The following is a 12,888-nucleotide window of genomic DNA, read 5'->3' as shown; positions in this document are numbered from 1 at the left end:
TTATCGTCCACCCACAGGTCATCATGGCGGGATTGAATGCCGTCCGCGTGCTCAGAACCGTTTCACAGATTTATCCAGTTACTCGGCGGCCAAGGGAAGCGCCTGCCGATAATCGGCCGCGTCATGACCGTGACAGTTGAACACTCCTTGGCGGGATCAGGAATGAACCGGTAGTGCCAGCATTCGGGATCAATATAGCGCACCGTGCCGGTTCAAGCAGGTCATCCCGCTCAGCGTCCGGCGATGCGTGTTATGTCGTGTCAGAAATGCCATCTGCCGCGCCGATTACTTAGAATTGCAATCAAATACTTCTGCGCCAGCAGGGAAAAACAGGCAGCGCAGCATGACAAGTTTACGCGATATTATCCGGAGTGCGCGAAACGTCGCCTATCATTTTTGGAGGTAACGACATGCGATTTCTGGTTCAGACAGTTTTCTTTCTACTCCTGTTTTTCAGTGGTGCGGTCCATGCGTCTTCGGGTTGGACTGTCGACAGGCTGGGCGGCAAGGTGACCTTTGCGCCGGATGGAAAAACATGGGCGCCAATTGAATTGGGTCAGGAAGTTCCAAACGCAAGTTGGATCCATACAGGACGGGACGGTCGCGTCGTGTTGCGCCGCAATTCCGAGCGCATATTGATACGGCCCGGATCGTTGGCCGCAATTGCGACCTGGCGACAAAACGGACTGAACACGAAGGTCGTGCAGCACAAAGGGTCTGTGCTTCTGGATCTTGAAACCAGAAACCGTCGGCACGCCAAGGTCAACACGCCACATCTTGCAGCGGTGGTTAAGGGTACGGTCTTCGAAGTGACGGTGAACCGTCGCGCATCGTCGGTGCGCGTTGATCGCGGTCAAGTCAATGTGCAAAGAGAGGGATCGTCCCAGGAAACCAGCGTGACCTCCGGCCAGAAAGCGACGGTCGCGCCATCGGTCAATACAAGCGTGCGGGTCAGAGCTGCGCGTCCGACAAAAAAGACCATCGACGCGGTGAGCAAGAACCTTCCTGCCGCTGCAAGTTCGTCTGTATCAAACAGGTCACAGCGGTCCGCAGCAGCTGGCAACAACGGCATCGGCAACGGCAACAGCGGTGGCAATGGCAACGGCAACAGCGGCGGCGATGGCAACGGTAACGGCGGCGGTAATGGCAACGGTAACGGCGGCGGTAATGGCAACGGCAATAGCGGCGGTTACGGTAACGGTAACAGCGGCGGTAATAGCGGCGGTAATGGCAACGGCAATAGCGGCGGCAATGAGTAATTGAGTGATACCAGCCAGCGCTTGGTCTCCCGCAGAATGTTGGACTCGCCTCAGATGTCGCCGCGGGCGAAATAAACGCACATGTCCATGCGCGCAGCGGAGTTGAACTGAAAGCGATTCGGTCTTGGAAATGCAGCCCAAAAACTCCATCCGCGTCGCGATAAGGCTGGCTCCGGTCCTCGTGATCGGTGTCTTGATCATCGCTACGTATCTGATGGGCGTTTTGCGGCTGGTCGATACGAGAATTGGCGATCTGCGCATGCTGTTGTCGCCGAAAGCGGTCAGCGAAGACGTCGTAATGGTCGCGATCGATGACAAGAGCCTCAAGGAAATCGGCCAATGGCCCTGGCTCAGAGATACGCACGCAAGACTTCTGAACCGACTGACCGAGGCAGGCGCAAGAGACGTCTTCTTCGATGTAGATTTCGCATTTGCTGGCGATCCTGCCGACGACCAGCGCTTTATTGATGCCTTGGAGCAGGCGGGCGGCAGCACCTACCTGTCCGCCTTTTCACAAGCACAGACAGCGGCCTCGAACGCGCCTTTTGAACTCAGCTATAACCTTCCATACGCGCCCTTCTACGCACTGAGCTGGCCGGTTCTGGTGAACGTGCCCTCCGATCCGGACGGGCTTGTGCGACACTATTTGTTCAGCGCTCCCGTAAACGGGGAGGATTTGCCTTCCGCAGCCTCGATGCTGTCCGGTGTCTTTGGCCCTCCGGGTGAGCAATTTACAATCAACTATTCACTGAGCCCCGAGACCATCCCGGTGTATTCGGCAATTGACGTGCTCCAAGGCACGGTGCCCGATGCGGCGCTCAAAGGTAAATCCGTGGTGATCGGAGCCTTTGCGCTTGAGCTCAGAGACAACTTTGCGGTGCCGGTTCATGGTATCATTCCCGGCGCGATGGTTCATGCGCTGGCGACCGAAACTCTCGCCATGCAACTGGTTCCGCGCCATCTGACCGGCCTTGCCAGCATTGTGCTGCTCCTGGCAACGGTCGTCATTTTCCAAACCAAGGGGCGCGACTTCAGCCCCTGGATGCTGATCTGCCAGACAGTCTTGGTGATCGCCACGACCGAGGTCGCGGGGCTGGTCCTGTTCCGCATGCAGACAATTCAGCTGACGACAGGTGCGCTTTATCCCGGGTTCCTGCTGTACAGCCTGTGGCGGCTGGGCCAGGCATTGGATCTCAGCCAGTGGCTGATCCGAAAGTCGCGAGCTGAAGTCGTGAATACAAAACGTGTCATGGAGCAGGTATTCAAGGACAGTTCGGATATGATCGTGGTGATTGATCACAAGGGTGCCGTGCTCAACAGCAGCAGGAGCGCGGATTTTCTGATCAGGGGACGCCCGGATGGACAGCGCCGACTGCCGGAGGCTTTTGAAGGCGCCGCCATGCAGGCGATTGCGGCGCATCACGACGGCCGCTGGAGCGCACAAGGGTTTCAGGAAGCGCGCGTCGAGGACCGTGTTCTGCAATACGTGGTCACCCCGTCGTTTCTTGAGGTCGCCAGCAAGGCGCGCGGTCAGGGAACCATTCACAAGAGCATCGCAACCGTGTCTGCCCGGGATGTGACCGTCCTGCGTCAGAAAGAAGAGCAGCTGACTTACCTATCAAATCATGACGAGCGGACAGGGGCGTTACGTCGCCCCGCTTTTCTACGCTGTCTGCAAGATCAACTTGATGCGGGGCGGAGCGTCACCGTCATTGCCTTGAACCTCCATCGTTTCAAGACAATCAACATCACCTTCGGGCGGGATGTCGGCGATCTTGTCCTGAATGAGGTCGTCGCGCGTCTGACTGCGTCGGAAAATCGACTTTCACCGGTCGTTCGCGTAAGTGGAGACCGCTTCGCAGTGTTTTCCGTCGATGACGCTGATGAGACCGCGCCGGTGCAGATCGCCGAAAGAATCAAGGAGATGATCGCCGCTCCCTATGTTCTTGGCGACGCCCAGGCGCAGATCGGGGCGCGGATCGGGTTTGTAAGCCAGGCTGATCCAACACGCGCGTCCGCCAGCGAGCTGTTGGATCAGGCGGAGGAAGCGCTCGACGAGGCGCAACAGCTGGGCGGTACCCGCATCCAATGCCATGAACCTGAACAGGTCTCGCGCAAGATCAGAGCGCGCGCCATCGAGCGGGCGATGTGGACCGCCATCGAGCAGGAGGAATTCAACCTCGTTTATCAGCCCCAGGTCAGCATGATCGATGGAAGGCTTATTGGTGTCGAGGCGTTGCTGCGCTGGACAAGCCCGACCATCGGCAAGGTGTTTCCGGACCAGTTCATCGAGATCGCCGAATCGAATGGCTTTATCCAGGAAATCGGCCGGTGGGTTCTAAAAAAGGCCACGCGCGATGCGCTGCATCTGCCGTCGGATGTGGAGATGGCGGTCAATGTATCCGCGTTGCAGATGTTGGATGCGGATCTGATTGGCGATGTGCAGGCATCGCTTCGGGAAAGCGGGTTGTCCGCTGACCGTCTGTGTCTGGAATTGACCGAGTCCGTGTTTATGACGCCATCACATTGCGTTGTGGAAACCATGCGCGATTTGGAAATGCTGGGTGTTTCCTGGGCGCTGGACGACTTTGGCACCGGGTATTCATCGCTTGCGTATCTCTCGACCTTGCCGTTGCGCAAGCTGAAACTGGACAAGTGCTTTACCCAGGCATTGGGGGAAGATGCGCACGCGCTGACCATCGTTCGCTCCGTCGTGAAGCTGTGTGAGGGGATGAGCATCGAGCTGCTTTGCGAGGGTGTTGAGACAGAGGAGCACGCGCAGCTTTTGCTTGCGGAACGCTGCACGGAAGCGCAGGGATACTATTACGGTAAGCCACAGTCGATCGACGATATTCGCCGCAATTTCCTGTCCGCGAGACAGGCATTGAATGCCGTTTGAGCCTACGCGCGTGGAGCTTTCCACAGCGCCCCGCGTACCGAAACGCACGCAGTACTGCCGCGCCTCTGACCGGGTCGGGCCAGAGTGGGCTCAATGCGGCCGTAGATCGCGTCGGAGGCAATGTACCGCCTAGCCCAGAAAAAAACCCGACTTCACGACCGGACAGGCAATTGTGGGTTTAGCCGGCGGGTTACGCAGGTTGTCGGACGTTCGATCAGTTGCAGAAGTGTGCGAGCAGTGACTTGTTTCCAGCGCATCACGCCCTGCCGCGTGCAACAACGGGACGGTCGCCCCCGCTATCCGATTGCGTCAGACAAATGGTCGAATACCAGCCGAATTCGCGGGTTTGTGCGCAGTTCACGATGGGCCACCAGCCAGGTTTCAATCTCGATCGGTTCGAAATCCGGCCACGCGTTTTCGAGCTCAGGATAGGCGTCTACAATCTCCGCCGGAAGGATGCCGATCCCAAGGCCTTGCCGGACAAGTGCAAGTGACAGCGTGCCGCTGGCGGTCACATAGTTGAAATTCGCCTTCGTAAGGTTCACGCCGCGTGATGCCAACGGCCCAAGCAGTTGCTCAGGATACTCCGCACCCACGAAGTGCATATCGGACAGGTCTTCGGCCCGCGCCGGGCGTCCGACCTTGTCGAGGTAGCTGGATGCCGCGCAGAGATGCGCTGTCGCGTTGCGCAGGCGCTTGGCAAACAGATTTTCATCCGTGGGACGCCCGTGCCGGATCGCAATGTCGGCCTCGCGTCTCTTCAGATCACTCAACCGGTTGGACGTGATGATCTCGATCTGCAGTTCCGGCGCCTTCGCCTGTAACGCGTAAAGAATTGGCGGCAGGAAATGGGTCGCCATCAGGTTCGTGGCGGCAATCGCCACGTGCCCGGTAATGGTCTGTGACTGGCCAGTGGCGGCGATGGAAATGCGGGTTGCCGCATGCCCCATGCTGCGAAAGTGGTCCAGCAGCTCTACGCCCGCCTGGGTCAATAAAAGCGCACGGGGCGTTCGTTCAAAAAGCGTCACCCCGAGCGCCTCTTCAAGGCCCGCGACCTGTCTGCTGAGCGTGGGCTGTGTCAACCCAAGCGCCCGGGCCGCAGCAGACAGGGAACCTTCTTCGGCCGTGACCAGAAACGCCCGCGCCTGGTTCCAATCGAATGCTGTTCTTTTCCACTCCATTATTTGTGCATACCAGAACTACGAATTTGCGCAATTTCGTATGTGACACGTCGGATTTACATGGTCCGCGACACATGATTTCACAGCTCACAACGGGTGCGACAGCGACATGAACGGCTCACCAATCGGATGTTCGGAAAAGGGAAGGATTCCCGTTCTCTCTCGCGAGGTTGGATCCTGGCATGTAGCGATCAGCAGGCGTACGCGCACGCCCGGCGAACTGACACGCCAGTATGATGCGGCAGCCAAAAACTGGGCTCGGACGGCGGATCGGTACCGGCTTGAGGAAGCTTATCGGCGGGCATTGGCCGCGAGTGGTGTTGCGGATGCACGGCGCGACATGCAGGTGCTGGATTGCGGCATCGGCAGCGGGAGCCTCTCGCTGGCGTTGAACGGGCTTCTGTCGGGCGATGCGAGTTTTTACGGGATCGATGTATCTGGCGAGATGCTGACAGCGGCCAACAGTACAATGCGACAGGCCGGGTTGGCACCCTTGCTCAAAAAGGCCGATGTCCGCGAAATCCCCTATGCGGATCGGTTCTTTGATGTCGTGATGGCAGCGCATGTGCTGGAACACCTGCCGGAACCGCGGCAGGCGCTCCGCGAAATGATGCGCGTGTTGAAACCGGGTGGTCTGCTGTTTTGCTGCATGACCCGTCGGTCGGTGTTTGGCGCGCTTATTCAATTCCGCTGGCGGACATGGGCGGTGACCGAGGCACAGGCCGCCGGATGGCTGCGGGATTGCCAGATGTCAGACATCGGGCTGCGACCACTCGATCTGGGGTCATGTGCGGGTCGGGCAAGTATCGCGGTCTGGGGGCGCAGGCTATCGTGACACCGTCTCAGTCAACGCGGAACCGATATGTCGAACGGGCAACACTGCGGCGTGGCAGCGAACCCCGCGCCCGGAAGAAAAGGATGTCACGTGATGATACTTAGCAGGCGTGAGTGGGGCCTATTTCTGGCCATTGTTGTCTACTCGCTCATCCCGACCTTTGGCGGGTTGTTTCGGGTGCTCGAACTGGCGGGTGGTCCATCAATTGTGCCTGAAAATCCACGCGCTTTGGCGGATCCTGTGCCGATCATTCTGCATATCGTCGGCAGTTTCCTATTCTGCATCGCGGGTGCGCTGCAGTTCCTGCCAGGCATCAGACATTATCGTCCGGCGATGCACCGCGGCATTGGCTGTGTGGTCGCGGTGGCAGGGTGTGTTTCTGCGGCCAGCGGGTTGTGGATGACAGTGGCGTTTGACTTCCCGGCCGCGCTTCAGGGAACCATATTGTTTTTCGTTCGGATCAACCTTGGTGTCCTGATGCTTTGCCTGATCATTTGGGCAATCTTGGCCAGCCGGTCAGGCAACATCTTCCGGCACAGCGCGTCAATGGTCAGAGCCTATGCGATTGGCCAAGGCGCATCGACGCAGGCCCTTTTTGGAATAGGCTGGATGGTGATTGCTGGAACGGAACCTGCGGGGTCACTCCGTGATGGTCTCATGGTTGGTTCCTGGGCGGTCAATATGTTGATCGCCGAAGTGGTGATTGGCAAACTTCTCAGGCCCAAACGTTTCAGGGCCGCCGGACACTCCCGTGCCTGACAGGCCGCTGGCCTCGTGTAGGCGGCCGTTATCACGGACACATTGGCTTTGTTATCGCCAGTCGGGTTCGGTTTCGGCAGGGCGCCGCAACTGGCCATCAGTCGTCATCAGTTTCATGCCTGTGCCGTGTCGCCGCGATCCCAGCCTGCCTGCAACATCCGCACCCGCATCGAATGCCGGCAGAACGGGGTTTCGGTTTGACCGGCTGATCAAAAATCAGCACAGTGTCGGAGTAGCCAATCATTGACTCGTCAACTGGGACAGGAAACATGAAAAATCAATCCATTACGCTATCCACTGCCGTCGCGTTTGCCTTCATGGGCGCCGCAACCACCGCATCGGCTGACACGCTTCGGCTTTTGACATGGGGTGGATATGCCCCTGAAGAGGTCGTGGCCAAGTTCGAAGCGGAAACAGGCCACACCGTCGAAGTGACCAAATCTAACAACGAGGAAATGATCGCGAAGCTGCGCGCGACCGGGGGCGGTGGCTTTGATCTGGCGCAGCCGAGCCAGGACCGCATTGCCGGTCCTCAGCAGGAATTTGGTATCTACAAGCCGATTGACCTGACAAAGATTGATGCCGCTCAGTTCATCCCGTCGATGCTGGAAGCCACGAAAATCAACACCACCGTTGATGGCGCGGTGTACGGCGTGCCCCATGTGTGGGGAACCAGCGGGCTGGTCGTCGACACCAAAAGCGCCGCATCCGTGCAGGACTACACCGATTTGTGTGACGCCGACGTTGCCGGCAAGGTGTCCTATCGCCTGAAACGTCCCACGCTGATTGGTTTCGCCTATGCGATGGGGCTGGACCCGTTCGCCGCATACGGCGATGAGGCTGCCTATTCCGACATCATGTCCCAGGTCGAAGCCAAGCTGATCGAATGCAAGGCAGGGGTGAAAACCTACTGGGGCGGTGGCGACGAATTGATGGGCCTGATGCGTTCGGGCGAAGTTGTTGCCTCCATGGCCTGGGACACCGGCGGATGGAAGCTGAACGCGGACAACCCCGATATCACTTTCGTGGCCCCCGCATCGGGCGCGCTTGGCTGGGTTGATACCTTCGTTCTGCCGGCCAAGGGAAAAGCTGACGAAGCGGCCTATGCATGGATCAACTTCGTAATGCAGCCGGAAGTGGCCGCCATGATCACTGCAGCAGCGGGGAACTTCACCGCAGCGCAGGGGGCCGATGCCTACGCCGCCGACGATCTGAAAGCGCGGTACCAGGCGAGCTTCCCGCCGGAAGCCATCGACAACATCAAGTGGTATCCGCCGGTTCCTGCCGGTCTTGAAGCGATCGAGGGTGGTGTTCTGGACCGTGTGAAAGCGGCCAACTGATCCGTCGTGACCCAACTCTGGCGCCCGCCGTTGCGCGGGCGTCACCTCCATTTTAGTGATCCCGAATGACCCCAGATCTTGAGTGCACGGGCCTGACCAAGCGGTTTGGCCAAACAACGGCCGTCGAAAACGTGTCCTTCGCGGTACCGCCGGGGTCGTTCTTCTCCATCCTTGGCCCGTCCGGTTGTGGGAAGACCACGATCATGCGGATGATCGCCGGGTTTCTGGACCCCTCCGAGGGAGATATTCGCATCAAGGGCAGATCGGTTCTGGATGTTCCGCCGAACAAGCGCCCGGTGAACATGGTGTTCCAGCATCTGGCCCTCTTCCCGATGATGAATATTGCCGACAACATCGGCTACGGCCTGCGCCGGGCTGGCTTGGCCAAATCCGAGATTGATCGAAAAACCGGCGAGGCGCTTGAGCGGATCGGCTTGCCCGGGATTGGCTCTCGCAAGGTCGATGAGCTGTCGGGCGGTCAAAAGCAGCGTGTGGCCATTGCACGGTGCATGGTTCTGGAACCCGATGTCCTGTTGCTGGACGAACCGCTCGGCGCGCTGGACCTGAAGCTGCGCGAAAGAATGAAGGTCGAACTGAAGGCGCTGCAAGCCGCGTTCGACACGACATTCGTCTACATCACGCATGATCAGTCAGAAGCGCTTGTAATGTCGGACAACATCGCGGTGATGAACCAGGGCCGGTTTGAGCAGATGGGGACGGGCCGCGATCTTTATTACCGTCCCGACACCGCTTTTGTTGCCGGGTTTGTGGGTGACACCAACCGCTGGCGCGGCCGTGTTGAAAAAGAACAGGGCAAGAGCATTCAATTGCGCACCGAAAGCGGCATGATCTTGCGCGGTGCCACCCATGGCCGTGCCCTTCATGCAGGGGATCACGCCGATATTTTCGTGCGACCCGAAGCGATCCGCATTGCCCATTCCAAAGATGAGTTGGCACATTTCGACAACCTGATTTCCGGGCACGTGACGTCCATGCTTTTTAACGGTGCGGCCAGCAGAGTGCTGGTTTGCGGTGCGGAAGAGGGCGACGAAATTGAAGTCAACCTGCCGCAATCCGGTGAGTTTGCCGCGTTAAAAAAGGGCGCTGCGGTGCACATCGGGTGGGCAGGCGATCAGGGTAACTGCTTTGCCGCGGGAGCCACGTAGATGCGCAACGAGGCGAAGCTGGGCCTGGCACTGCTACTGACGCCTTTGCTCCTGTGGCTGTCGCTGTTGATTTTCATCCCGCATGTGGATGTGTTCCTCGTTTCCCTGCGTGAGCGGGTCGGGGTCGGGACATATGAGACCAGTCTCGCCAACTACCTGACGTTTTTCAACGAACCCCTTTACCTGTGGACGTTTCTGCGCACGGCGGTGATGTCGGTTCTGGCCACGGTCATCACGTTGCTGATTGCCTTCCCGGTGTCTTATTACATCGCGAAAATGGTGAAGGGTCGCGTGCAATCGGCGTTGTTCCTGCTTTGCCTCGTGCCGTTCTGGGTGTCGGAACTGGTGCGGACGTTCGGGTGGATGATCTTGCTGCGGGAAACCGGTGTGTTCTCCAGCCTGTTGCAATTTACCGGCCTGTCCAGCGGCCCGGTCGAGATGCTGTACAACGATGGAGCCATCATGCTGGGGCTGGTCTATACCTCGATGCTTTTCATGGTTGTGCCACTGGTCACCACGCTTGAGAGCCTGCCCGACGAAGTGGTGGAAGCGGGCTATGATCTGGGTGGCAACGGCCTGAGCGTGTTGCGCGAAATCATTGTGCCTCACGCGATGCCCGGCATCGTATCCGGCTGCATCGTGGTCTTCATGCTGAGCCTCGGCAACTACCTGACGCCGACAATGCTCGGTGGCAAGGAAAGCCTGTGGTTCACGGAACTGATCTATTCGCAATTCATCGTTCGTTTTAACTGGGAGCTTGGCGCGGCCTTCGGGTTCATGTTGCTGATCCTGTCGTCGGCGATTGTTTGGGGCATGCTGAAACTGACCGGGCAATCCCTGGAAAAGACAATGGGATGAGGATGGCGAAGACATGATCCCCTCAATCCCTCAACCGCGGGTTCTGACCGCTGCCTATGCGGCCTATGTGACCCTGTTTTTTATCTTTCTGGCCTTGCCGCTTGTGGTGGTTGCCGTGTTTGCCTTCAATGACAGCCAGTTCCCGTCGTTGCCGTGGGAAGGCTTCACGTGGAATTGGTTCTTCGGCTCGGAACGCCCGATGATTGGGGTGTTTCACGAACGCGCCATCCTGAAAGCCATTGGAACGTCTGTGTTTGTCGCCGTCGTTGTGTCTGCGCTGTCAGTCTGCGTAGGAACGACCAACGCGTTTTTGTTCAACCGTTACAGATTCCGTGGGCAGGGTGCACTATACGTGCTGATGTTGCTGCCGCTTGTCATTCCCGGCATCGTTCTGGGGATTTCCATTCTGGTGTTTTCCAGCCGCGTGGCCAATGGGGTGTGGGACGGGTTCCAGATCGATCTGGAGATACTTCGGCCCGGGCTATGGCTGGTGGTGCTGGGCCAGTTTTCCTTCATCACCACCATTGCAACACTGGTTATCGGCGCGCGCCTTCAGAAGTTTGACCGCAGCCTGGAAGAGGCCGCTCTGAACCTTGGGGCAGGGCGTTTGACGGCCATCCGAACCATCACGATGCCTTATCTTGCGCCCGCAATGATCGGCGCATTTGTCGTGTCTTTCCTGATGAGCTTTGAAAACTTCAACACTACCCTGATGCTGGTGGGCTCGGACGCACCGCTTACCATTGCGATGTTTGATCGTTTGAAAGAGGGCTCGACCCCGCTTTTGAATGCGGTGTCGTTGTTGCTCATGGTTGGCTCGTCCTGCCTGGCCCTTGTTATGATTGCCTTCCAGAAACGCAGTTGACGCAACTGCCGGGTCGGGCTGTCTGCCGAGCTGCACGCGATGGCGACAAAGCGGATCGAGGCGGATTTTATTGCTGCAACGTGTATTGCATGGCGCTGTCAAACAGAACTAAGAGCTGTAGATGAGCCAGACCGGATGAGTGGACAGCAGGGCCATATCTCTGCAGCCTGAAAGATGGCACCCTGATGGATGAGATGCCCTGCCAGGCGGTTCCCAAGCCTGAGTGAGAAACGGAAGATACCTCCTGCAAGTCCGTCGGAAATCCATTCAGTGGTCAGGGCGGCAACGGTAGGATAATGAGGCGCCTGATCCTGCGCGACGGATCGGCTCACACCGCGCGATCCGTCCACGCCGCCCCAACAGAGAACGCACTGATAATTTGCCAAGGCAGCACAGATATCACTGGTTTCTGTCATACCAGAAAGACGTTATAGCGATGCGGAGATCCTGATCTGATGCCCCAAAACAGTTGGCGCATTCATGGGTCGAATTGCGAGTAAAAGGATGGATCGGACTAAGTGACATCAGGGTCGAATTGCAACACTCTGGAATCCTTTAAAAAAAAGGGTTCACAGAGTGCATCTGTATTGTTAACCAAATTTTAATAAAAAACAGAGGCAGGCAAACAGGCAATGAAAACGGGCTTTCGTGGCACGTTCGTCATCTCCTGGTCGCAAACGGAAGTAGACGGCCTTGAGGCCGCGCCAGTGCAATCCCTGACAGTGGGTGCGGCGTGGTCCTGGCGCGGGGATGCGGTACAGGTAGACGGACCATCCGGCGTTTTGCGGTTGGATCGGGCAGACGGGTCAGACACGTTGCGCAAGCGCGCGGCGAAAATGGTGCATCGGCTGGTCGGAGCCGCCCTGGACATCAACACAATGGCGTTGCCCGATGGCGACACGGTCCAGAGCAGGCTGGCGGACAGCAGTTTCGTTGTGACGGATGGCGCGCAAAGTTACACGGTCACGCTGATCAACGTGGGGGGCGGTGCCCAACCGCTCTTGATGTTCCTAGATGAATTACCACCCCGCGGGTCGGATTTGTGGATCGTGCACCATACACTGGGCGCCAAACCCTCACTGTCGAACCAGCCGGACAGCGGAGGGGTCATCTGTTTCACACCCGACACGCGTATTGCGACCCCGGACGGCATCAGGCTGGTGCAGGACCTGGCTGTGGGTGACCTTGTGCAAACCAAGGACAACGGCGCTCAACCCATTGAGTGGATTGGCAGCCGGCGCATGACTGGCGCGCGTCTCTTTGCCCTGCCGCATCTCCGCCCGGTACGGATTCGCGCAGGGGCATTGAACGCCGGGCGTCCGGATCAGGAATTGCTGGTGTCGCCGGCGCATCGGATACTGGTGTCCGGACCGGTCGCGGATGATCTGTTCAACACCCCCGAAGTGCTTGTGGCGGCCAAGGATCTGATCGACGCGCAACACATCGCCGTCGATGTGCACGTGCGCGAGGTCACCTACATTCATCTGCTGCTGCCCGGACATAACATTCTCTGGGCAAACGGGGTGGCAACCGAGAGTTTTCATCCGGCCAGCACCGCGCTGGCGACCCTGGAAAGCACGGATCGCGCGAGATTGCTCAGGCAGTATCCAGATCTTGCATATGATCCGCACACGTATGGCGGCTACGCGCGTCGCAACCTGTCGGCGTCAGAGGCGGCAATCCTCATGCACGCGGCCTGAGGGTTTTCGATCGATCGCATTGACAC

The 12,888-nt window shown here is 58.4% G+C and carries 10 protein-coding genes; 9 read left to right on the top strand and 1 reads right to left on the bottom strand.

The annotated features are described in order from the left end of the window. The first annotated feature begins 410 nt into the window (after positions 1-410). Together KX928_RS18175 and KX928_RS18170 are read left to right on the top strand one after the other, a co-directional pair. Positions 411-1,259, top strand: coding sequence for a FecR domain-containing protein (locus KX928_RS18175; RefSeq protein ID WP_219505544.1), 849 nt, complete (start codon positions 411-413; stop codon positions 1,257-1,259). A 130-nt stretch (positions 1,260-1,389) separates the two neighbouring features. Further along, a complete protein-coding gene (locus KX928_RS18170; protein ID WP_219505542.1) occupies positions 1,390-4,158 on the top strand; it encodes an EAL domain-containing protein in 2,769 nt (922 codons plus the stop codon). Between the two features lie 296 nt (positions 4,159-4,454). On the opposite strand, the gene KX928_RS18165 is transcribed toward KX928_RS18170, so the two are convergent. Further along, positions 4,455-5,339, bottom strand: coding sequence for a LysR family transcriptional regulator (locus tag KX928_RS18165; RefSeq protein ID WP_219505540.1), 885 nt, complete (start codon positions 5,337-5,339; stop codon positions 4,455-4,457). A 109-nt stretch (positions 5,340-5,448) separates the two neighbouring features. On the opposite strand from KX928_RS18165, the gene KX928_RS18160 reads away from it, so the two are divergent. From KX928_RS18160 to KX928_RS18130, 7 genes are all read left to right on the top strand, one after another. Beyond that, the gene (locus tag KX928_RS18160; protein WP_219505538.1) at positions 5,449-6,174 is read left to right on the top strand and encodes a class I SAM-dependent methyltransferase; all 726 of its coding nucleotides are present in this window, start codon (positions 5,449-5,451) and stop codon (positions 6,172-6,174) included. Between the two features lie 93 nt (positions 6,175-6,267). Further along, positions 6,268-6,933 (top strand): DUF2306 domain-containing protein, encoded by a 666-nt coding sequence (locus tag KX928_RS18155; RefSeq protein ID WP_257883920.1) that lies wholly within the window; start codon positions 6,268-6,270, stop codon positions 6,931-6,933. A gap of 317 nt (positions 6,934-7,250) precedes the next feature. Further along, the gene (locus KX928_RS18150) at positions 7,251-8,273 is read left to right on the top strand and encodes an extracellular solute-binding protein (protein ID WP_257883954.1); all 1,023 of its coding nucleotides are present in this window, start codon (positions 7,251-7,253) and stop codon (positions 8,271-8,273) included. Positions 8,274-8,338: 65 nt separating this feature from the next. Then, complete coding sequence (locus KX928_RS18145) at positions 8,339-9,439, top strand: ABC transporter ATP-binding protein (RefSeq protein WP_219505531.1); 1,101 nt, start codon at positions 8,339-8,341, stop codon at positions 9,437-9,439. Further along, positions 9,440-10,297, top strand: a complete 858-nt coding sequence (locus KX928_RS18140) for an ABC transporter permease (RefSeq protein ID WP_219505530.1) — start codon at positions 9,440-9,442, stop codon at positions 10,295-10,297. Between the two features lie 13 nt (positions 10,298-10,310). Beyond that, entirely contained in the window at positions 10,311-11,162 is an 852-nt protein-coding gene (locus KX928_RS18135; protein WP_219505528.1) for an ABC transporter permease, read from the top strand. Between the two features lie 632 nt (positions 11,163-11,794). Further along, positions 11,795-12,862: a Hint domain-containing protein gene (locus tag KX928_RS18130; protein WP_219505527.1), complete on the top strand. Its 1,068-nt coding sequence runs from the start codon at positions 11,795-11,797 to the stop codon at positions 12,860-12,862. The last annotated feature ends 26 nt before the right edge of the window (positions 12,863-12,888 follow it).

Source organism: Roseobacter insulae (assembly GCF_019375555.1).
GTDB lineage: Bacteria > Pseudomonadota > Alphaproteobacteria > Rhodobacterales > Rhodobacteraceae > Roseobacter > Roseobacter insulae.
The sequence above is the reverse complement of the archived record's forward strand: the minus strand, read 5'-3'. Positions and strand labels throughout refer to the sequence as shown.

Excerpts from the sequence above, each read along its gene's own strand:
- KX928_RS18130 (WP_219505527.1), top strand. The coding sequence starts at position 11,795 with ATGAAAACGGGCTTTCGTGGCACGTTCGTCATCTCCTGGTCGCAAACG.
- KX928_RS18170 (WP_219505542.1), top strand. The coding sequence starts at position 1,390 with ATGCAGCCCAAAAACTCCATCCGCGTCGCGATAAGGCTGGCTCCGGTC.
- KX928_RS18140 (WP_219505530.1), top strand. The coding sequence starts at position 9,440 with ATGCGCAACGAGGCGAAGCTGGGCCTGGCACTGCTACTGACGCCTTTG.
- KX928_RS18175 (WP_219505544.1), top strand. The coding sequence starts at position 411 with ATGCGATTTCTGGTTCAGACAGTTTTCTTTCTACTCCTGTTTTTCAGT.
- KX928_RS18145 (WP_219505531.1), top strand. The coding sequence starts at position 8,339 with ATGACCCCAGATCTTGAGTGCACGGGCCTGACCAAGCGGTTTGGCCAA.
- KX928_RS18135 (WP_219505528.1), top strand. The coding sequence starts at position 10,311 with ATGATCCCCTCAATCCCTCAACCGCGGGTTCTGACCGCTGCCTATGCG.
- KX928_RS18160 (WP_219505538.1), top strand. The coding sequence starts at position 5,449 with ATGAACGGCTCACCAATCGGATGTTCGGAAAAGGGAAGGATTCCCGTT.
- KX928_RS18150 (WP_257883954.1), top strand. The coding sequence starts at position 7,251 with ATGGGCGCCGCAACCACCGCATCGGCTGACACGCTTCGGCTTTTGACA.
- KX928_RS18155 (WP_257883920.1), top strand. The coding sequence starts at position 6,268 with ATGATACTTAGCAGGCGTGAGTGGGGCCTATTTCTGGCCATTGTTGTC.
- KX928_RS18165 (WP_219505540.1), bottom strand. The coding sequence starts at position 5,339 with ATGGAGTGGAAAAGAACAGCATTCGATTGGAACCAGGCGCGGGCGTTT.